The organism is Reichenbachiella sp. MALMAid0571, assembly GCF_040151475.1.
Taxonomy (GTDB): Bacteria; Bacteroidota; Bacteroidia; order Cytophagales; family Cyclobacteriaceae; genus CAXBNB01.
Window position 1 is genome coordinate 106,102 of record NZ_JBDKWG010000130.1, and the last position, 21,900, is coordinate 128,001.

The 21,900-nt window shown below is 37.8% G+C and carries 20 protein-coding genes; 13 read left to right on the forward strand and 7 right to left on the reverse strand.

The window, feature by feature from the left end; all coding sequences use genetic code 11:
• The first annotated feature begins 22 nt into the window (after positions 1 to 22).
• On the forward strand, positions 23 to 2,521 hold the full coding sequence (locus tag AAOP42_RS11815) for a TonB-dependent receptor (RefSeq protein ID WP_349528722.1): 2,499 nt from the start codon (positions 23 to 25) through the stop codon (positions 2,519 to 2,521).
• Between the two features lie 21 nt (positions 2,522 to 2,542).
• On the opposite strand, the gene AAOP42_RS11820 is transcribed toward AAOP42_RS11815, so the two are convergent.
• From AAOP42_RS11820 to rpsF, 6 genes are all read right to left on the reverse strand, one after another.
• Positions 2,543 to 3,880, reverse strand: coding sequence for an MFS transporter (locus AAOP42_RS11820; RefSeq protein WP_349528723.1), 1,338 nt, complete (start codon positions 3,878 to 3,880; stop codon positions 2,543 to 2,545).
• Positions 3,881 to 3,976: 96 nt separating this feature from the next.
• On the reverse strand, positions 3,977 to 5,974 hold the full coding sequence (locus AAOP42_RS11825; RefSeq protein WP_349528724.1) for a thioredoxin domain-containing protein: 1,998 nt from the start codon (positions 5,972 to 5,974) through the stop codon (positions 3,977 to 3,979).
• Entirely contained in the window at positions 5,971 to 6,942 is a 972-nt protein-coding gene (locus tag AAOP42_RS11830) for a GSCFA domain-containing protein (RefSeq protein WP_349528725.1), read from the reverse strand. Before AAOP42_RS11830 ends, AAOP42_RS11825 begins: the two co-directional genes overlap by 4 nt.
• 78 nt (positions 6,943 to 7,020) lie before the next feature.
• Entirely contained in the window at positions 7,021 to 7,461 is a 441-nt protein-coding gene (gene rplI / locus AAOP42_RS11835; protein WP_349528726.1) for a 50S ribosomal protein L9, read from the reverse strand.
• A 9-nt stretch (positions 7,462 to 7,470) separates the two neighbouring features.
• Positions 7,471 to 7,722 carry a 30S ribosomal protein S18 gene (gene rpsR / locus AAOP42_RS11840; protein WP_349528727.1) on the reverse strand — a complete coding sequence of 84 codons (252 nt, stop codon included), beginning with the start codon at positions 7,720 to 7,722 and terminating at the stop codon, positions 7,471 to 7,473.
• Positions 7,719 to 8,084 (reverse strand): 30S ribosomal protein S6, encoded by a 366-nt coding sequence (gene rpsF / locus AAOP42_RS11845; RefSeq protein ID WP_349528728.1) that lies wholly within the window; start codon positions 8,082 to 8,084, stop codon positions 7,719 to 7,721. Before rpsF ends, rpsR begins: the two co-directional genes overlap by 4 nt.
• A gap of 318 nt (positions 8,085 to 8,402) precedes the next feature.
• On the opposite strand from rpsF, the gene AAOP42_RS11850 reads away from it, so the two are divergent.
• The 9 genes from AAOP42_RS11850 (at position 8,403) to xseB (ending at position 17,702) form a co-directional block, all read left to right on the forward strand.
• Positions 8,403 to 10,286 (forward strand): Ig domain-containing protein, encoded by a 1,884-nt coding sequence (locus tag AAOP42_RS11850; protein ID WP_349528729.1) that lies wholly within the window; start codon positions 8,403 to 8,405, stop codon positions 10,284 to 10,286.
• 49 nt (positions 10,287 to 10,335) lie between these two features.
• Complete coding sequence (locus tag AAOP42_RS11855) at positions 10,336 to 12,630, forward strand: tetratricopeptide repeat protein (RefSeq protein WP_349528730.1); 2,295 nt, start codon at positions 10,336 to 10,338, stop codon at positions 12,628 to 12,630.
• 222 nt (positions 12,631 to 12,852) lie between these two features.
• On the forward strand, positions 12,853 to 13,284 hold the full coding sequence (locus tag AAOP42_RS11860; protein ID WP_349528731.1) for a DUF1987 domain-containing protein: 432 nt from the start codon (positions 12,853 to 12,855) through the stop codon (positions 13,282 to 13,284).
• Between the two features lie 149 nt (positions 13,285 to 13,433).
• A complete protein-coding gene (locus AAOP42_RS11865) occupies positions 13,434 to 13,973 on the forward strand; it encodes an RNA polymerase sigma factor (RefSeq protein ID WP_349528732.1) in 540 nt (179 codons plus the stop codon).
• A gap of 44 nt (positions 13,974 to 14,017) precedes the next feature.
• Positions 14,018 to 14,596 (forward strand): hypothetical protein, encoded by a 579-nt coding sequence (locus AAOP42_RS11870; RefSeq protein ID WP_349528733.1) that lies wholly within the window; start codon positions 14,018 to 14,020, stop codon positions 14,594 to 14,596.
• A 23-nt stretch (positions 14,597 to 14,619) separates the two neighbouring features.
• Positions 14,620 to 15,126, forward strand: a complete 507-nt coding sequence (locus AAOP42_RS11875) for a hypothetical protein (RefSeq protein WP_349528734.1) — start codon at positions 14,620 to 14,622, stop codon at positions 15,124 to 15,126.
• A gap of 62 nt (positions 15,127 to 15,188) precedes the next feature.
• Positions 15,189 to 16,226, forward strand: coding sequence for a hypothetical protein (locus AAOP42_RS11880; protein WP_349528735.1), 1,038 nt, complete (start codon positions 15,189 to 15,191; stop codon positions 16,224 to 16,226).
• A 57-nt stretch (positions 16,227 to 16,283) separates the two neighbouring features.
• Entirely contained in the window at positions 16,284 to 17,507 is a 1,224-nt protein-coding gene (gene xseA, locus AAOP42_RS11885) for an exodeoxyribonuclease VII large subunit (protein WP_349528736.1), read from the forward strand.
• 6 nt (positions 17,508 to 17,513) lie between these two features.
• Positions 17,514 to 17,702, forward strand: a complete 189-nt coding sequence (xseB, locus tag AAOP42_RS11890; RefSeq protein WP_349528737.1) for an exodeoxyribonuclease VII small subunit — start codon at positions 17,514 to 17,516, stop codon at positions 17,700 to 17,702.
• Positions 17,703 to 17,843: 141 nt separating this feature from the next.
• Here xseB and AAOP42_RS11895 read toward each other — a convergent pair whose 3' ends face one another.
• The gene (locus tag AAOP42_RS11895; RefSeq protein WP_349528738.1) at positions 17,844 to 18,464 is read right to left on the reverse strand and encodes a histidine phosphatase family protein; all 621 of its coding nucleotides are present in this window, start codon (positions 18,462 to 18,464) and stop codon (positions 17,844 to 17,846) included.
• A 55-nt stretch (positions 18,465 to 18,519) separates the two neighbouring features.
• On the opposite strand from AAOP42_RS11895, the gene AAOP42_RS11900 reads away from it, so the two are divergent.
• Genes AAOP42_RS11900 through menD form a run of 3 tightly spaced genes read left to right on the forward strand, consistent with a single transcriptional unit; the run spans position 18,520 to position 21,889 of the window.
• The gene (locus AAOP42_RS11900) at positions 18,520 to 18,939 is read left to right on the forward strand and encodes a hotdog fold thioesterase (protein WP_349528739.1); all 420 of its coding nucleotides are present in this window, start codon (positions 18,520 to 18,522) and stop codon (positions 18,937 to 18,939) included.
• 32 nt (positions 18,940 to 18,971) lie between these two features.
• Positions 18,972 to 20,186: a chorismate-binding protein gene (locus tag AAOP42_RS11905; protein ID WP_349528740.1), complete on the forward strand. Its 1,215-nt coding sequence runs from the start codon at positions 18,972 to 18,974 to the stop codon at positions 20,184 to 20,186.
• Positions 20,187 to 20,197: 11 nt separating this feature from the next.
• A complete protein-coding gene (gene menD, locus AAOP42_RS11910) occupies positions 20,198 to 21,889 on the forward strand; it encodes a 2-succinyl-5-enolpyruvyl-6-hydroxy-3-cyclohexene-1-carboxylic-acid synthase (protein ID WP_349528741.1) in 1,692 nt (563 codons plus the stop codon).
• Positions 21,890 to 21,900 lie beyond the last annotated feature (11 nt).

The window sequence follows — 21,900 nt, forward strand, 5'->3', positions numbered from 1 at the left end:
ATTTGCGGCAAAATCAATATCTATGAAGAAACTATTTTTTACGGCTTTGTGCTTACTTGCATTCAACAATGTCTTTTGTCAATCTATAATAAAGGGAATGCTAATTGATGAAGCTCAAAACACAGCAATCGAATATGCAAACGTTGCGCTTTACCAGCAAAAAGATAGCTCTCTGGTCACCGGAACAGTAAGTTCACCCGACGGTACATTTGAAATTAAAAATGTGAAGTCAGGAAACTATTACCTTATCGCTCAATTTATGGGATACAATAGTAAAACCATAGAAAATATTGAAGTCTCTAAAAACCAAACCGTTAACCTTAATAATATTGGATTGTCTGCCAACCAGAAGCTTCTCGATGAAATAAAAGTAACAGGAGAAAAAGTAACAACGGTAAACAAAATAGACCGTCAGGTGTATGCAGCAGATCAATTTGAATCAGCCAAAGGTGGAAATGCCACCGACCTAATCCGAAATATGCCGTCTGTGAATGTGAATGCATTAGGAGAAATATCAGTAAGAGGCACTTCCGGATTTGTAGTATTGCTCAATGGGAAACCAATTCAGACAGATGCCAGCACCATTCTCAATCAATTGCCAGCCAATGCAGTTGAAAATATAGAAATAGTGACCGCTCCCTCAGCTAAATATGATCCTGAAGGGAAAGCTGGTTTGATAAATATCATCACAAAAAAAGGGGCTACAGACGGCCTTTTTCTCCAATTCAACTCTAAAGCAGGATTGCCCAGTATCGAAGACTATGACAATAAAAAAAGTGCCCCAAGATATGGAGGTGATTTTACTTTAAACTACCACAAACAAAAATGGGATGTTTCTGCGGGAGCAAGCTATTTAAGAAATGACATTTCAGGCAGACGAGTAGGAAATGTCTATACCATAATTAACAACACTAAACATATTTTTCCATCAGAAGGTGAACGTAGTTTTGATGAAATTAATTATTCCGGAAGATTCACAGTAGGCTATACTCCTGATAAAAACAACGGCATCAACGTAGGGTTTTATGGAGGAAAAAGATCAAAAGACCGTCAGGCAGATATCGTCTATTACGACAACCATGCCCTCTCTCCTGCCAATTCTTCGAACAGGGTATATGAGATCCAATATTACAATGAAAACCTAAGAATAAGGAAAAGTGATTTCGTACTGGGTAGCGTTGACTACAAACATATTTTTGATAATAAATCGGAATTGAGCACTTCATTTCTTTATGAATATACCTTGCTCGGTGGGCCAACTACCAACCTCAACCTTGGGTATCCCAATATACAAACTGTTTACCAGGATGAATACAACACCAATGACAATCCATTAAATGGTATCCGCTTACTACTTGACTACAAATCAAAACCATTGCCTATTGGCACAATAGAAGCTGGCTATCAATTTAGAAACCTGGATCATACTGGAGATTTTGTGTATGACCGACTCAATAACGAAACCAAAGAAAGAGAATTGATCACAGATTTTTCGAGTAGTGTCAACCTCAAAAGACAGATCCATTCTGTTTATTCACAGCTTTCGGGTAAAAAAGGAAAAACCAGTTATGGTGTCGGACTTAGGGTAGAAATGATGGACAGAGAACTAGCGCTTCAGGATAAGGCAGGTTCACCTGCAGAGCTTTTAAAATATGACTTTGTCAAGCCATTTCCCTCTGCTAACATCCAATATGAGATTAATGATGAACTAAGATTGAAAGCCGCCTATAGCAGACGTGTGGAAAGAACCACTACATTCAAAATGAATCCTTTTCCCGAAAGAGAACACTCCGAAACTTTGGAGCAGGGAGACAAGAACTTGCTACCGGAATTTGCTGATATAGTAGAAGTAGGAGTAGTAAAAGACTTCAAAGCGCATTCTGTTTTTGCAACTGCCTATTACAGAAACACGACCAACCTTATCAATAGGGTAAATACTATCTACAACGACAGCATCCTAAACAGGATCTATTCCAATGTGGGTACAGGAAGGTCTTTAGGCTTGGAACTAGGAGCTGATTTAAAGCCTGCACCTTGGTGGAAGGTCTTCATTGGTGCAAATATCTACAATTATGATGTGGAAGGTCAGTTTAAATTTGATCCAGTATTTAGTGGTCAAGAGATAATCCCCGTGAGCAGCTCTAGCACCGTTTACAGCATCAATGCCAATACCACTTTCACCCTTGCACCAACATTAAGTGTACAATGGTCGATAAACTATTTATCGAAAAGGAATACAGCACAAGGAGAAGATTCTAGATTCATATCCCCTAACCTATCGGTAAAAAAGAGCTGGATGGACAATCGACTAACCGCAACGATACAATGGCTCAATATGGACATGGGACTCTGGGATGCCAACGAACAACGTATCTCCACATGGCGTGAAAATGAATTTTATACCACCACCAATTACATCTATGAGGTAGATGTAATCATGATCAACCTAAGTTATACCATCAACAAATCAGGCAAAAAAGGCAAATTCATCCAAAGTGAATTTGGCGCACAGGAATTTTAAATTTCACTTATTCAGAGAAAATCAGTGCACATTGGTTTTCTCTTGATTCAGTTTTATTTGGGGATTTTCAACAAAAGCAGTTAAAACCGTAAGCACCACAAACATGACGAGCGTAATCCATGCGGCCAAAACATAATCTCCGGTTTGGCTTTTAGACAAGCTAAACAACATAGGGCCAAGGGCACTACCAAATACTATGATGGTCATGCAAAAACCGCTGATGGCTCCCAAATGCAGCTTGCCAAACAATCTTGGCCAGGTGACTGCCGTAACTACTCCATAAAGACCTGTCATAATACCCGAACCAATCACCAGCATATAATAAGCAATATCGTAACTTCCTAAAAAGACCAGCCCCAACAGAGCCATCACAGAAGCTGCTCCTTTGCAATAGAACAAAAGGTTCAACTTTATGAAATCACTTACCCAACCAAAAATCAAACTGGTAACTACAGACGTGACAGCCATCAATTGAAAAATACCAATAGCAGTACTTCTTGACATTCCTACTGTATCAAAAATAGAAACCACATGAAAGGTAAAGCCAGTTATATACAAGGCTTGCATTGCCATAAACAAAGCATAAACCCAAAAAATAAGAGATTTTCTCACATCTGAAACCGAGAACTCCTTCTTAACTGGAAACAATAACTTCTTGACTTTTTTAGCTACTTTTCCGCCATCAGGCAGCAACCCCACGTCAAAAGGACTATTTCTAAAAAACACCATAACCACCAATGGAAAAATACAGGATGCCAACACACCCATTATTAGCCAGGCTCCATTCCAACTGTACCCTTGTATCAGCAACTCTATGTAAAAAGGAGCAGCAGAAAACCCTAAAGCAGTAAATACATTGCTGAAACTAGTCGCAAATCCACGACGGGCATCAAACCATTTCATCATCATAGTTCTGGATGCCAATGTGAGCACACCTTGTCCAAAAAATCTAATAAACGAGAAACCTACTATCATGACCATAACTATAGGTACAGCATCCCCAGCTATACCGATACCAGCTATAATCTTATCAATTTGACTTAGTACAATCAGTGAAAGACCGAGTGCAAATGATCCAATGCCAGCAACAAGCCTTACACCATGGGTATCATATAGTTTACCCGCTCTTGTAAGCAAAAAAGAACTCAAAACGGTACCAATCATGTAAGCTAAACTGATTTGATCCCTATTGATGGACAACACATCTATCAGGCTATCGGTAAACGTGGACACTCCAATAGTCTGGCCAGGGATACTCATTAGAATACCGAGAGTACCTAGCACAATGACTACCCATCCATAAAAAAATGGCCATTTAGCAGGATTGAAGGGGAATTTTGCGTATTTGGTTGGAGGCATGCCGCAAGGTTCATACATATTTAGAATTAATCCTAAAATATGCAGCCCCAATCTGCCTTAAAAAGGCAATATTTGATTGAATAAAGGCTTAAAAATTTACAGCTTCATTCGAGCTAATGCCTCTTCAACAGTGTGTACCGGCAATTGACAAGTACGATTCCTGCAAACATAAATCGTCGTTTGTCCATTTACAGCCGTTCTATCTTTAAGTAGAGGTAAATCAGAATTAGACTCAGTACCCATAAAAATATGATTTGGTAAAGAATGCTTTGACAGTTCATTTCTAATATCATTTGCCTTCTCTCCCACTATCACTACTTCATAAAGCTCTTTCAATTTCAAATGCAATGCCACAGCCCAATTGGTCATAAATCTTGGTTCTCGTTCTGTCAATGAAGATAGCTTTGCTATCATATACGACGCAGCATCAGTATATTTTTCATTTTCGAAAATCGTTCCCAACTTCAATAGATTCCCTGCCATCACCGAGTTAGATGCTGGAATTACATTGTCATGAATTTCTTTTTTATCTGCAATCAGTCGCTCTGAGCTTCTCGAAGTGTAGTAAAAGAATTTTTGGTTCAGATCATAAAACTCATCGAGGCAATACTCTGTCAATTCACGTGCTTTTTCAATATAGGTCTCATCAAAAGTGATCTGATATGTTTCAATTAGCAGTTCAATCACCAAACCATAATCATCCATAAAACCTTTGATCTGCCTGCCTGCTGAATGATAAAGCAAATTACCATTGACTTGAGTTGAAAGGATATAATTGACATTATTAATCGCCAAATCAAGAAAATCCCTGTCCCCAAATGCTTTGTAGGCATCCAACAACCCTTTGGACATCAAAGCGTTCCAACCTGTCAGTATTTTATCGTCAAGCCCAGGCCTTATTCTCTCCAATCTTTTTTCTAGCAGTCTGTCATTCATTGATTGTATTAGAACATTCAATTCTTCAGGTTTTAAAGATTTTTCTTTAGCAAAATTTACGTCATCTACCCTGCGATGAAGGATATTCCAGCCATGTTCCCAATTGCCTGTTCTGCTCGCATTATAATACTTCTGTGCAAATAGAAAATCCTCCTTCAAGCATTCCTTTAGTTCCTGATCCGTCCAAACATAAAATTTACCTTCAATGCCTTCACTATCAGCATCTAGTGCTGAATAAAAAGCTCCACTCTCATCCAACATCTCTCTGTTCAACCACTCCACTGTCTGATAAACAGCGTGTTTATAAAGTGTATTTGGCTTCAATTTGTAGGCATCTGAATAAACACTCAGCAACTGTCCATTATCATAGAGCATTTTCTCGAAATGAGGAGCAAACCAATCGGCATCTGTGGAGTAGCGTGCAAAACCACCTCCTACCTGATCATAGATTCCTCCCAGGGCTATTTTCTCTAATGTAAGATGAAGTTGATTTGACAGCTCGTTATGTTCATCATTCGCCAAATATTGAATCATATACTTCCAGATAACCGGCATGGGAAATTTTGGAGCTGATCCCATTCCTCCTCTCACTCTATCAAATCCGTTGATAAGGTTCGCATTGATTTTGTCCAGAGACTCCTCTGTTAAGGCATTATTTTGGTGACCAGAGAATTGATCACGATTCAGAGCCTCCACAAACTTCACGGCAGACTCTTCCAATGCATCTCTTTTGGTTTTAAATACTTCCGCAATATTGAGCAGCAAGCTTTTCCAACCCTGAGCAGGAAAATAAGTACCTCCATAAAATGGTTTTTGATCCGGCATTAGGAAAACATTCAAAGGCCAGCCACCTTGCAATCCCATGGCATGCAGAGCATCCATATAAACCTGATCTACATCCGGACGTTCCTCTCTATCAACTTTGATGCAAACAAAATATTCATTCATCACCTTCGCTATCTCTTCATTCTCAAAGGACTCCCGCTCCATCACATGACACCAATGACAAGTAGAATAACCAATGCTCACCAGAATAGGCTTATCTTCATTTTTGGCTTTACTTAAAGTTCGGTCATTCCAGGCATACCAATTCACCGGATTGTCGGCATGCTGAAGTAAATACGGACTGGTCTCGTTAATCAAGCTGTTTGAATTCATACTATTTGATCTTTGAGTTTTTTTTCTTCTTCATTTATATCCACCTGCCCTTTCATTTTTTGTAATTCTCCAAGGGTCTTTTTCAAAAATCGTTGGTGGGCTTCAGATTCGGGATTAAAAGGTTTGTGGCCTATTGCCTCTTTTATCTTCTTCCATTTTTTTATAAAGTCTCTGGTCTCCGAATCAAAATAGGTTTGTTGGAATTTATTCCAAATATACTCTTCCGCTAAATTACTGGGATGAATCATATCCTTCTTGTAAAAACGATAATCACGCAGGTCATCCATCATGATTTCGTAAGAAGGGAAATAAAACACATCGTTGTATTCATCTTGAAGCGTGTCACAAATAATTCTGAGCTTAGACTTACTTACGGAATTATTTTCCAATCCATCTTTAACGTGACGCACCGGACTCACAGTCAAAAGCAACTTGATTTTAGGATTATTCTGTTTTAGTTCTTTATAAAGACCTAAAAATGCCTCCGACATCTCTTTCACAGAAAGTGATTCTTTTATGAAATGATTTTGAGGTACTTTGTGACAATTCGCAACTATTTTTCCCGATTCTTTCAATCGATACACAAATGCAGTCCCGAATGTGATGACCAACCAATCAGCCTTTTTCAACTCCCCCGATACAATCTTCTTGCTCTCTGTTAGTTGCTGCCTCAGTGCAATTCGAGAGCTTGCACAAAAACCGGAATGTGCATCGTAATGAAAAAATAAACCTAAGTGCTCCACAAATTTACTTTCGTCCCACTCACTTTCCTTAAGCAAATTAAAAATAGAAATGGGATTGTAAACTGTACCAAAAGGATTGATCAAAGTATTGAATTTGTATTCTTTCAAATACGAACCTATCACATCCGAGAAACAAGACCCAATGGTAATGACTGAGTCTTTCAGTTTTATTTTTTCCTGAAAAGGAAGTAAATTCAATTCCGTACGGAAACTCACTGTATTCATCTTAAAGTCAATTCAAAACTGCATAAAAAAAGCGTATCCGGTTAAAGATACGCTTTTATCATGTTTTATGAACAACACTTAGTCTTCTACTACATTCAAAGTAATCGTGTGATGTACTTCTTTGTGCAAATCCAACTCGGCTTCATATTCACCTATATTTTTAATCTGACCAAAAGAAATTTTCTTACGATCGATTTCAAAACCTTTAGCCGCAAGCGCATCAGCTACCTGCAATGCAGTCACTGCACCAAAAATCTTTCCAGACTCTCCGGCTTTTGCTTTGATTTCCAAAACCATTTCACCGATTTTGTCAGCGATATCCTGAGCATCTTGCTTAAGCTTTTCAGCTTTATGAGCATGTTGCTTGATGATTTCATCTATCTTTTTTCTATTTGACTTGTTGGCCAATATAGCTATTCCCTGAGGAATAAGATAATTCCTTCCATATCCTGGCTTCACACTAACAGTATCGTTCTTGTAACCCAGGCCTTTTATATCTTCTTTTAATATTACATCCATGTCAAATACTTATTTAAGTGAATCAGTAACATAAGGTAATATCGCTATCAGTCTCGCACGCTTGATGGCTTGCGTTACTCTTCTTTGATATTTTGCACTTGTTCCGGTTAGTCTTCTTGGAAGAATCTTACCTTGTTCGTTTACAAATTTCAATAAAAAGTTAGCATCTTTATAATCAATATATTTGATGCCATTTTTCTTAAACCGACAATATTTCTTTGCATTGTCAGTTCTGTTCATTGGTTCGTTTACTAGTGTCATGCTTTAGCTTCCTCCTTTCCTTCTTTTTTCTTGTTGAATGCACCACCTTTTCTCTTCTCGTTGTAAGCAATCGCATGCTTATCCAACACAGTGGTTAAAAATCTCATAACTTTTTCGTCACGTCTGATTTCAGTTTCAAGGATATCAACCAAAGTAGGTTCAGCCTTATACTCAAATAGTTGATAGAACCCTGTTTTCTTGTGATTTATCGGATAAGCTAATTTCTTAAGACCCCAGCTCTCATCATTGATGATTTCTGCACCATTGTCGGTGAGGATCTTCTTAAACTTACCGACAGCATCCTTCATCTGATCATCAGACAAAACGGGAGTTAAAATGAATACCGTCTCGTAATTTCTCATTGTTTAAAATTATTAGTTTAAAAAATTGAGGTGCAAAAGTAGTATTTATTATTGTAAACAAACACTCCGGGGAGTAAAATTTTGTATTTAATTCCTCGATATCGCCTTTTTAACAATGAAAAAAACATTTACAGCTTTATATTATTATTCCACTCAATATTCAATTAGTGGTGACGTTGGCTTACCTGACTGGCATGCCCTTTGCAAGGATTGCTATTCAAATAGTATTCTCGAATAAAAACCCAAATCGACCTTAATAATTCAAAACCCTAATTATTTTTGAGTCTTCAACTTCACCAGAAGCATCAATCAAAAAATATGAACTATAAATTGTTGCGATTGTCCTTAGCTGTTATATTTTCCACTACGGCAACTTTGTGTTTTTCTCAAAAACTAATCATCTCAGAATCCAATATTGAAGTTACTTTGGGTAGCTCGGTAGATTTCACCGTAAAAAAATCAACCAGCGAGGATGAAAATACAGAAATTCAAATGTCCAAAGCTCCTTCAGGGGCAAAATTAAACCCAACTACTGGAGAATTTCACTGGACACCTACTAAAGAGAATCTTGGTACAACCGGAATTATTTTTTACCTATTGGACTCATCAAGTATTGTACTGGCAGAAGATATAGTGACCATACATGTGGAAGGATTGGATATGGCTCCAAAACTAATCATAGAGGAAGTCTCTATAAATGATGTGCCTCAAACCTATATTTCAGGAGAGTTATCCATCAATGAAAAAGATAAGCTGCACATCTCTGCCAAACTCAAAGATGAGAATCCTGAAAAATTATTTTTTACCTACTTTTTTAATGGTGACATAAATCAAAGGGAATTAATTAATGGATCAGTATTATACAACACTGCCAGTCAGCAAATTGATTTTTATTTTCAACCTAATGAGACACAAGCAAGAACAGGACATATAGATTGGAATGTAAAACTACTGGATCAAAATGGAAAACAAGGAAATTTCAACCTGAGAATCAATATTGCAAACGTTGACTTCCCTCCTGTGATTCTGAACAAACAAAGTAAAAAAAGTATCCGGGATGAATACACTTATACCTTTCATCCTATCATAAACAATGATGATAACGATAAGCTTGTATTTCAATACAAGCCTGATGACAACATCAAGGGCATCAATATGAATGACGCCACAGGTGACATCACCTGGGATATCAAAGCTAGTGATATGGTGGAGAACAAAATATATAAGATATATTTTAAAGTGTCAGAATTGGATGAGCCCGCCCATTTTGATGAATTCACCCTCGAGCTGGAATGGTCTGCCACAAACAAACCACCTATAATAAAAGCCATACCGGGATGGAATGTAAAAGAGGGATTGGAAAACACTTATCAGATCATAGCCGAAGACCCTAATTTGGATGACGAACTCAGCTATTTCTTTGCAGGAGGAAGCTCCTTTAGCGGAATGACTCTGGATGAAAAAACAGGCATTATTACCTTCAAACCATTGCATAGTATGGTTTCAAAATCTAATGGCACCATGGACATACAAGTGGGCATCCGTGTGATGGACAAAAAAGGACTTGATGTTATAGGACAGATTCCTATAAAAGTTTTTGACAGACCTGATCCAAACAGATTGGAAGACACATACCTCCACTTGAAAAACGAGATGGATATAATGTTAAAAAAATCAAAAGAGATTAAAGAAAAAATGATCTTTCTGGATGGAAGACTAAAATCACAAAGAAGAACTACTACTATTGTTCTCTCGGCCATTACACTTGCAGGAGCTATATTTTCAAGCCTTCCTGATGACACGTTTTTAAGAAAGGCATCTCCCGGAATAGTCGGTTTACCTGCGGCATATTCCCTTATTATGGCAGTAGATATCAAAGACGAAGAATCCATCACCACACTTAAGCAGCAAGCAGGAGAACTGGCAACTATATTGGATCATAAACTCAACAGACTCAACCAATACAATACAGTAGAAAAAGAACAACTCAGTAACGATGCTGAATTTATTACGCTCATCAATCAATACAATGACGATGAAACACTTAGAAATCAGGCAAGTACTCTGAATAAGTTAAATACAGGATACAGTACCATATCCAATATAAAAAAATACCAGAAAATATTGAAACGATATGACAACAAGGAAAGGAAAGCTGGTTTTAGAAAATATTTTAATAAGAACAGTAAACAAACAGAGTAATAGTCAAACTCTAACCTTTCTTTATTTAAAAACCTCTTAACCATAATTAATGCCTTCGTTCCAAAAAAAATCTTCTCGCCCACTAATAATTGCGGTTATTCTTTTTTGGACAGTTACATTGGCATACTTTGGATGCCAGCCTGAAAGTACTTCATCCCAAAAGGAAAATAGTGCGACAGCAAAGGAATCAGTACTCAAAACCAGAGACATGTTTCTTGGAGAGCAAAACTGTATGGACTGCCATCAGGATCAGTACCATAATTGGGAAGACTCTCATCATGCGTATTCGATGCAGCCAGCAGACAGCACCAATGTAAAGGCCTCTTTTAAAGGTGAGAAGTTTGAAAAAGACGGTATTACTTTTACTTTTTTTCAAAAAAATGACAAGTACTGGGTAAATACTAAAGATGTAGAAGGAGGCTATAAAGACTTTGAAATACTCTACACCTTCGGCATTACTCCCTTGCAACAATACCTCGTTGCGCTACCGGGAGGAAAAATGCAGGCACTGGAAACTGCCTGGGATACAAAGAATAATAAATGGTTTCACTTATATGACCATCTTAAACTCACGCACAATGAATGGGTGAACTGGACTGGTGGAGCTATGAACTGGAACACTATGTGTGCCCAGTGTCATTCTACTTATCTTGAGAAAAATTTTGACGACAATAAAAACACTTTTGACACAAAATGGGCGAGTGTAAATGTGAGCTGTGAAGCCTGTCACGGAGCTGGCAAGAAGCATATTGACTACATCGATTCGGAAGAGTATAAGAACAACCAAAAAGTACCTGGCTCACACTTGCAACTTACCAACAACAACTCTTCCAAAGAGCAAGTAAACTCATGTGCACCATGCCATTCACGCAGAGGGCAGCTTACTGAAGTTTACGATCATGAAGGAGAATACCTTGACAATTTCATCCCCTCAATACTCACAGACGGTCTCTATCATGCTGACGGGCAAATCCAGGATGAAGTATATGTTTATGGATCTTTTACTCAAAGTAAAATGTATCATAACAATGTAAAATGCACCAATTGTCATGATCCTCATACTACGAAAATAAAATTTCAAGACAACCAATTGTGTTTGCAATGTCATGAACCAAAATACGACTCTAAAGACCATCACTTTCATGAAGAATCGAATGAAGGAACTAAATGCGTCAATTGCCACATGCCAGGTAAGTACTACATGGGAGTTGATTTTAGAAGGGATCATAGCCTAAGAATCCCTCGCCCAGACTTATCTGTCGAATATGGCACTCCGAATGCCTGCAACCAATGCCACGAAGACAAAAGTCCTGAGTGGGCAGCCAAACAAGTGGAGAACTGGCATGGAAAAGAACGTCCTTATCATTTTTCAGAAGATCTGATCGTAGGTCGCCGCAGAGAACCGGAATACGTATCGAATCTATTACTCATGCTGGCCGATACGGCTCAACCTGTTATCGCAAGAGCCACTGCACTGCAATACATCAACGAAACCCCAATCTCTGATGGCAACTTAGAGATTATCCCATTTTTAAAAAATCCTGAACCTCTTATAAGGATTCAGGCGATCCGGTCTTTGAATGATTTACCAGTGGTAGAAAGGATAAGTAATGTATCTCCCCTTCTTCGTGATCCCGTGAGGGCAGTAAGAGTAGCCGCCGTAGATATACTGCTGGATGCACCACAAGATCAAATCCCAGGGTTGTATCGTCAGGACTTTCAGAAGGCATCCAATGAATTTTATGAATACTTACAAGCCAATGTGGATGCCCGAGATGGCCAGTTTGCTTTTGCACAATATTATGACCGTTTAAACCAGCCGCAAAATGCAGAAAAGTATTACTTAAAAGCACTAAAAGGCGATAGCTTGTACAATATGTCACGGTTGAATTTGGGGATTTTGTACAATAAACAAGGCAGAAATGAAGAAGCTATTAAGATGTACAATGAAGTGATAAACATTGAGCCAAATTATGGACCGGCATATTACTCATTGGGATTACTTTATGCCGAATTGAATCAACTGGACAAAACCGTGGAATATCTAAAGAAAACCATAGAAGTGATGCCTGAAAACCTGAGGGCATATTACAATTTGGGACTTGCCCTTCAAAATGTGGAAAAACCTAAAGAAGCCGAACAAGTTTATATTGATGCACTAAAAGTTTCTCCTGATTACTGGGAAATTCACAACGCCATAGGAATACTGTATTATCAGCAAGGGAATTTTAGCAAGGCAAAACATCATATTGATTTACTGGTGAATCAATTTCCGAACAACAATGACTTAAAGAATTTTCAAAATCAAGTCAATCAAATGTTGAATTCATCGAAGGTACAATAGCAACTTTTGTACTCTTTTATCTTGAGGTAATTTCTGTCTTCTTTACGCCTTCCATGAAAAAATAATGCCACCCCTCACTCATTTTTTTATTTTCAGAAGAATTGATTTTTTAATTTGATCATAAAGGATAACTTAGCTACTGACATTGAGAAAAATCAATCACCTCCTAAGGTTTTGATTGATTTCAATTTTCATCCTTTAGCTATGGAGTCATATTAATCAATGGTAAATCAAAACGCAGGTAAAAGACAAGGGATCGAGGTAAAAAAAGTGGACAAATTGGTTATTCGACCAACTCGCATCACCCCTTTGGTATATTTTGATCCTGATCGGGCTTTATTAGAACTAAGAGGTAAATCCAGTCCTGAAAATTCCATACAATTCTATAAAAGGCTTCTCATCGCACTTGAGCGGTATGCCCACTATGGCACTAAAGATATCACTGCCAATTTTAAATTGGAGTATTTCAATACAAGCTCTTCAAAGTGCCTGTTTGATGCTTTCAAAAGGTTGATGAAAGCGCAACAAAGGGGGATATCGCTAACCATAAACTGGTACTACGAAGAGTACGACACTGACATGCTGGAGTCTGGGGAAGATTACAGTGACTTGCTTGGCTTCAAATTCAACTATATAGAAACCGTCTTCAATTGACATTATTTAGAAAATTTAGAAAACAAAACCATTTTGTTGTACAGTTTACTCTGTTTCATTTTCATGCAATGAAAACCAAAATTGAATTATTTTAGTCAGATGATTAAACCAATTCAAACTTTCACACTCTAAGCCACAAATCAAACAACGTGGAAGAAAAGGATTTAATAGAAAAAATTCGGAATCCCGACACCAAAAACTATGGGTTTAACCTTCTGGTAAGAGAATACCAGGAAAGGATATATTGGCATGTAAGGAAAATGGTGATTGACCATGATGACGCTGATGATCTGGTGCAGGAAGTATTTATAAAGGTTTGGAAAAATCTGGATAAATTTAGGGAAGACTCAAGGCTTTATACCTGGATATATCGCATTGCGACCAATGAGTGCCTCAATTTTTTAAACAAAAAGAAAGATAAATTCTTCCTGCCTATTAATGATGTAGCGGCAGAATTAAGTAGTAAACTGGATTCAGGAAGCTATATCAGTGGTGATGAAATTCAAATGAAACTTCAAAAGGCACTGCTCAAGTTACCTGACAAACAAAGGTTGGTGTTTAACATGAAGTATTTCGATGAAATGAAGTTTACCGAAATTGCAGAAATTACCGAGACGAGCGTTGGGGCATTAAAAGCCAGCTATCATTTGGCTGTAAAAAAAATAGAACAAAATTTAAAAATTGATTAAACCTTTAAACAAAAACAACATCTAAGCCCTAGATTATCAACAAGATGAGTAAAAAACCGGACATATCGAAACTGAATAAAAAAGCACCCTATAGTGTCCCAAATGACTATTTCGAAAAACTTCCGGATATCATACAATCGAGAATAGCACTGGAAGAAGATGAAGAGAATGTAGTTGTTTTTGACTCAGTGAAAACAAGCAAAAAACTTCCATTTGAAGTACCTGAAAGATACTTTGAACAATTGCCTTCTGTCATTCAGAATAAAACTCAAAAATCTAAAAAGAGTAGAGTAATCTCTTTCGGGTTTGAACAACAACAAATAAAATGGGTGTTGATTCCAGCAGCAATAGCCGTTTTTGTATTGGGATATTCATTATTTTTCAACCAAAAGACAGAAACTGTCAATACTGAAGAACTAATTGCTCAGGTAAGCTCGGAAGATTTGATAGCCTACCTTGAAATGAGTGACCTCTCAACTGATGAAATCATAAGCACCGTGAATTTTGAAGAGATAGACTTAGAGTTTGAAAACACAGAGTCTGACATGCTTGATGAATTGAATTTTAGTGATGAGGAAATAGACGACCTTTTGATTGAATTTAGTCTGGAAACAGATGTTTAATAAAAAATTAAAGAACTTTGAATATGAAAAATTTACGTTTTAACCGAATACTATTTTCTGCACTGCTAATGCTGGGGTCAATAGTTGGTTATGGTCAAAGCGGAGATGCTTTAAAAAAGCTGGAAGCTGCCAAAATCGGACTAATTACAGAACGCCTTGGCCTTACTCCTGAACAGGCTCAAAAATTTTGGCCCATCTATCAGGAATATGCTCAAAAACAAAAAACCATACAGTCTGACTTTATGGAAATAAGAAAGAATTATGACCGCACCTCTGCCAGTGACGAAGAAACAAGGGAAATGCTAAAAAAGGGACAGGCTATAAAACAAACCAAGTTAAACCTGGAAAAAGAATATTCCGACAAAATGCTCAATGTCATCGATACCAAACAATTAATGTCTTTGAGGGAAGCCGAAGGGGATTTTAGAAAAATGTTGCTTAGAAAATTAGAGCAACGACAAAGTCAACAACAAAACAGGGAACAGATTCGTCAACAAAATCAGCAAAGATTGAATCAAAAAAGAAACTAACATAAAATCAGGTTTATGATGACCAAAAGTGTTTACGATCATCATAAACCTGAATAAATATTTTGAACATAATTAATTTGAGAGCCTCTACTCTACACATATTTATTATTTCAATTTCCTTTTTTTCTGTCTTGTCTTATCATAGCAAGGCACAAGAAAGTGACTCAACTGAACTGGCTAATCTAACAGCCGAGTTGGATGCTATTTTCGCCAATGAAAGTGACTCTTTAAGCCTCATGAATCTAATTGACAGCATCTTATCCAGCGATATTTCTGGTTCGTTTCTCTCCTTAAGATTGGGCTATTCCAGCAGGATCACTTCTGCGGGAAGAAGCTTCGGTGTAGACCAGCAAGGCATCATACCAAGTGTATCTTACTACCATAAATCTGGTTTGTTCGGAGATGCTACAGGAATATGGAACAATGAGCTTGAGCCGAAATATTACCTTACCATTCTCACCGCAGGATATATTGGAAGTATTTCAAATAAGTGGTCTTATGCCCTGTCCTACGATCATTCATTTTACCATTCTTCAGATGATACCTATTCTTTTCCATTGACCAATTCACTAAACTCTTCATTGACAGTAGATTTAAAACATATATACACTGGGATTGACTACTCTTTTTCTTTTGGTGATGACACAGCCAATAGTATCAGTTGGAATGCCACCGGCGTGATTAAGAAAAAAGCTTTTAAACCATTCAAAACGGTCTCTTTTTTACCTTCTATTTCTATTTTATTTGGCACTCAAAATATAACTGACCAATACAATGCAGCTGAACCAAGACCTGTTTTGGCAAACCTGACCGATGCAGAGATCGAAATAATAGCCAGAAGAAGAAGGCTAAGCCAACTACAAAAGCAAAGACTCATTGATGCAAGAGATGAAGCTCAAGCTGGCCAAACCACTTCAACTTCAAAGCAATTTGGATTAATGAATTACTACATTTCGTTACCCATTCTTCTTACTTCTGACAAATTTGGAATCACAATAAGCTACAACTACAATATCCCCAAAGCAATTACAGGTTCAGATTACAGCACAGAATCAAACGGCTACTTCGGCTTTACTTTATCCTATAATTTAGGATTCTAAAACACGGGTATTCTACGAACCAATTGTACCTTTGCATTTGATCAACTACATTGAAAATTGGATTCTCTTACCCTTTTAGAATTTAATCAACTTATCAAATCCGTTCTGGACAACAGTCTGGACAAATCCTATTGGATCATTGCTGAAATTGGCGAAATGAATGTAAACCAAAAAGGCCATTGCTATCTGGAATTGGTAGAAAAAAAAGACAACTACATTCTTGCAAAAAACAGAGCTACCATTTGGTCTTACACCTTTTCGAATCTCAGCAATTGGTTTGAAAACATGACTGGAACGACCTTACAGTCGGGTATGAAGGTACTTGTCAATGCATCTGTCCAATACCATGAAGTATATGGATTTAGTCTGAACATCAAAGACGTTGATCCTAATTTCACTATTGGGGAACGAGAACGCAAAAAACAAGAAACCATCAAAAGGTTGGAAGCGGAAGGTATTTTTGATATGAATAAATCTGTTTCCCTGCCGTTGATTCCCCAGCGTATAGCCATCATCAGTTCGGAAAGTGCTGCCGGATATGGCGATTTTATTCATCAGTTGGAAAACAATCCGTATGGATACAAAGTGCACGCACAACTATTTCAAGCTGTAATGCAAGGAGATCAGGCTGTTGAATCTATCATACAGTCACTTCACAGAATATATAATTTGGAAAATCAATTTGAACTGGTGATCATCATTCGTGGTGGTGGTGCCAAAACAGATTTGGATTGTTTTGACGATTATGAGTTATGTGCTCATGTCGCCCAGTTCCCACTGCCAGTAGTTACTGGCATAGGGCATGAACGAGACAATACCATTGTAGATTTAGTGGCCAACACCAGAATGAAAACTCCAACGGCCGTTGCTGAATTTATCATCAGTGGATTCATAGATTTTGAATCCAATATAAATGAACTGTATGATCAAATTTCATCACGATCAGGAGAGGTAATTAGAAGACATGATGAATACCTCAGCAACCTGATGTATCAACTTAGTTTATCTGTTCAAAACAAAGTTCACCAACACGACCTGATTCTCAGCAAACTGGAAGTAAACATTAAAACACGATCGTTGCAAACCATAGAAAAACAAAAGAACAGGCTTAATCTTTTTGAAAAATCGATTTCAGCAGCTGATCCACAAAAAATACTGGAACGAGGTTTTACCATAACAAAAATAAACGGGCAACCAATGTTGAAAATTAAAAGCATTAAAACCGGAGACGAAGTAGAAACTACAACTAAAACCGGTACAATTAAAAGTACTGTAAACTAAATACCAATGGCTAAAAAGAAACCTTCTTATAAAGAAGCACAATCGGAACTGGAAGAAATCGTAAACAAACTCGAAAGCGAATCAACAGATATAGATGACTTAACAGAGTTGACGAAAAGAGCGACAGAGCTGGTAAAGTATTGTAGAGAAAAATTACGATCTACTGAAGAGGAGTTAAAGGCCAATTCGGAATAACCGTACTATGTCATAATATAAATCCCGCTCCCGTTTTGTGTCTCCACAAACGGGAATCATTTTTGAGAATGTTTGTGCGGACACAAACATTGGCTTTTAAAGCAAATGTGACAAAGAGGAAAACATTAACAACATTAAGCTTTAGATTCCTTGGAGGTGTTTTGTGTCGTTTTCCCTAACCAGTGAAAAAGTGTTGTTTGAATAGGACAACTCATACAGGCAAAGGTTTTGATGCAAGAACCTATCCATTTTGTCCAGAGGATGATTCAACAACCAGCATACTAATATTCTAATCGCCCGGCCATGACAGCATACAAGTATGGTTTGTTCGTCCTCGTTAGACAGGATATAATCCATACTTTGTTTTTGTCTTGCCATCACTTGATTGGGAGACTCTCCCCCACTAATAGCAGCATCCAATTTACCTGCTTTCCATTCCTCGATTGAGTCCAAATAACGCTGGTGCATTTCCTGATCGAAAAATTGGCCTTCATAATTTCCCCAACTGATTTCATCCAAACCTTCCAAAGACTCGTATGGCAGCCCGTCATCAATAAAACCCTGTACAGATTCTATGGTTCTTACCAGAGACGAAGTATAAATTTTATCAAAAGGAATGTCACTATAAGCTTTATAAAAAGACTCTGCCTGCTTTCTCCCCAAATCATTGAGAGAAGAGTTAATCCCCCTTCCCTGCACCATATTCTTTTTATTAAACTCTGTCTGTCCATGTCTGATTATGTATATTTTTTTGGTTTTCAATTGAAATGTATCTTTGTTTGTGGAGTTGCGAAGATAGGACAAATAATCAATCGATATGTTCAATAAAGATTTTACCTTAGAAGGAATAAATGAGTTTTCTAAAAAGTCAATGGTTGGTCATATTGGCATTGAATTTACCGAAATAGGTGAAGATTATATCAAAGCAAAAATGCCTGTTGACCACAGAACAATTCAACCAATGGGACTACTACACGGAGGGGCTTCTGTAGTACTTGCCGAGACCCTCGGAAGTATAGGAGCGACTATGACCACAGATATAAGCAAACAGGCCTGTGTAGGTTTAGAAATAAATGCCAATCATATCAAATCGGCGAAAAATGGATTCGTCCATGGCATTGCCAAACCCGTTCATATAGGAAAAAAAACACATATCTGGGAAATTAAAGTTTCAAACGACGATGACGAATTGGTCTGCATTAGTCGAATTACCATAGCGATTATAGATAGAAAATAGTGTTAAAAAAAACACTCTTGTGAGGCAAGGTCATGAACAACAAATCAGAGAAAACAAACTTAGAATCAACTACCATTTCTTTTGAAGAAAACCTGGAGTTGTTTTTCAATACTTCCGTAAAATCCAACTTGTCTTTAGCCATTTGGAGAATTCCTCGTCAAGACGAAATTCATGCTATTTGTCAATTGGACAAAGTAGAAATTTACCCCGATGAATTGGAGACAGCACCTCCGGGATTTTTCTTTGTACCTTTCAACAAGTCTGAATCTAATCAGGGAAATTTCATTAAAGCAGATTTAATGCTCAATTCTGAAGACAATGAAATAAAAACGAATCCTACATTTAACAAAACCGAATTATTCGATGACTTCAAAAAACAATTTGAATACCTTTCGGTTTCAGATGAGTTTAACATTTCAGACTTTCTTCCCAATGTCAAGACTAAGGAAAAAAATCAGGAAGAATTCGAGCTATTGATAAAAGAATCAATTGATGCCATAAGAGAAGGCAGTTATCAAAAAATAGTACCGTCACGCAATAAGCTGATCCCCATATCAGGAAAATTCAACCCTGTTAAAGAATTTTTAAAGCTTTGTGAAGCCTACGAAAACGCATTTGTATCTATCGTGTTTGTGCCGAAAGCCGGGCTTTGGATGGGTGCAACACCAGAGCTGCTCCTTTCTATTGGAGACAATAAAATTTTCAGAACAGAAGCACTGGCTGGCACGCAAAGTATTCCCCAAAACTTTGAACTCTCCAAAGTAGCCTGGACACAAAAAGAAATCGAAGAACAAGCCTTGGTGAGCAGGTACATTGTCAACTGTTTCAAAAGCATCAGACTCAGAGAGTTTACCGAATACGGACCAAAAACGATCAAAGCAGGAAATCTTATTCATTTAAAAACTGCATTCACTGTTGATATGGATCAGGTGAACTACCCGCTATTGGGTACCGCAATGTTGGACTTACTTCACCCTACATCCGCTGTATGTGGCATGCCCATGAAGCCGGCAGCTAAGTTTCTCAAGAAAAAAGAAGGATTTGACCGCTCCTATTTTAGCGGCTATCTTGGGCCTTCTAATATTGAAGGTAATACCAGTCTTTATGTAAATTTGAGGTGCATGATCGTCTCAAAAAATCACGCAATGCTTTTTGCCGGTGCAGGTGTCACAGAAGATAGCGATCCTGAAAGCGAATGGCTGGAAACAGAAATGAAATTCCAGACACTCCTTAATGTCATATTATAAATTATAATCTTATGGTGCTTCAACCTGTTGTTGACATTGCTGAAATCTGTTCCAGAAAAGGAATCACCAAGGCAATCATTTGTCCGGGTTCCAGAAATGCACCACTCATCCTGGCATTTTCCCGGCATCCTGATATCGAATGCTTCTCCATTCCCGACGAACGGTCATCTGCATTTATAGGACTTGGCATGGCTTTGAAAACAAAAGCACCTGTTGTACTTATATGTACCTCGGGTTCTGCAGCCTACAACTTTGCTCCTGCTGTGGCTGAAGCTTATTTTTCTCACATTCCCCTACTGGTAATCACCGCAGATCGGCCTCATGAGTGGATCGGACAATTGGATGGACAAACCATCTATCAGGAAAATATTTTCGGTCAACACGTCAAAAAAAGCTTTGTTTTTCCATCTGACTACACACACGACGATGCTGTATGGCACTGCCATCGCATTACCAATGAAGCCATCAACATATCTTCAGAATTCCCACAGGGGCCTACGCACCTCAATGTGCCAATGAGGGAACCATTTTATCCTGAAGATGATGAAATAATCAACTATTCCGATGATGTAAAAATCATAAATACTCAGGTTTTCAAACACCAGTTACTTCGTTGGAATGACGCTGAAAAATTTAATGATTTCAGTAAAATATTAATCATTGGAGGACAAAGCAAATTCAGTCATGAATTGAACAGATTACTTTCTGAGATTTCTGAGAAATACAATATTCCTATAATATCAGATATTATTTCCAACTTAAATGAAGTAGAAAATGCCATCACTTCTCAGGATGCTTTTTTGAAAAACAAATCAATATACGATGACTTAAAACCTGATTTGATCATTACCTATGGCAAGTCGGTGATTTCAAAAAACCTTAAATTATTCCTGAGACAAGTAAATCCGGAACAGCATTGGCACGTTCAGTCTGTTGGAGATGTAGCAGATACATTTCAAAGTCTGACAAAAATTGTGCGGTGCAATCCTTTCGAATTTTTTAGTTTTTTCGAGAAAAACAGAAGTCTGACAGCAGACCAGTCATTTTTTGATCTTTGGCAAACAGAAAACAAAAATACTGTTACAGCACTTCATGACAATCTGGACGAAAGCACAGAATTCAGTGAATTCAAAGCATTCAAATCTGTAATGGACTCTCTTCCCGGTCATGTGGACTTACACCTGGCCAACAGCATGTCCGTGCGGTATGCAAATCTGATTGGGCTACAAAACAAAAAAGGTGTAGAGGTATTTGCCAACAGGGGAACCAGTGGGATTGACGGATCAGTAAGCACTGCAATCGGAGCGGCATTAACCACTGAGAGAGACGTTTACTTACTCATCGGTGACATGGCCTTCTTCTATGATCGAAATGGATTTTGGCACAACTACCTCCCTGCCAACCTCAAAATTATCCTTTTCAACAACCATGGAGGTGGTATATTTCGGATGATAGATGGCCCATCCCGTCAACCAGAACTCAAAGAGTTTTTTGAAACCGACCAACAATTAACAGCCAAGCATCTGGCCAATGAATATAACTTAAAATACAGGTCTTGCTCCACCTTTCAAAAACTCAACGAAAGTCTGGTAGAAATATCTCAACCTTCAGACTGCCCGTTTATATTAGAAATAGAAACCGACCCTGCTACCAACAAAAAGGTATATAGAGAGGTAATTGGAATTTTGAGCCAGTTCAATTAGTCTCTTGCTAC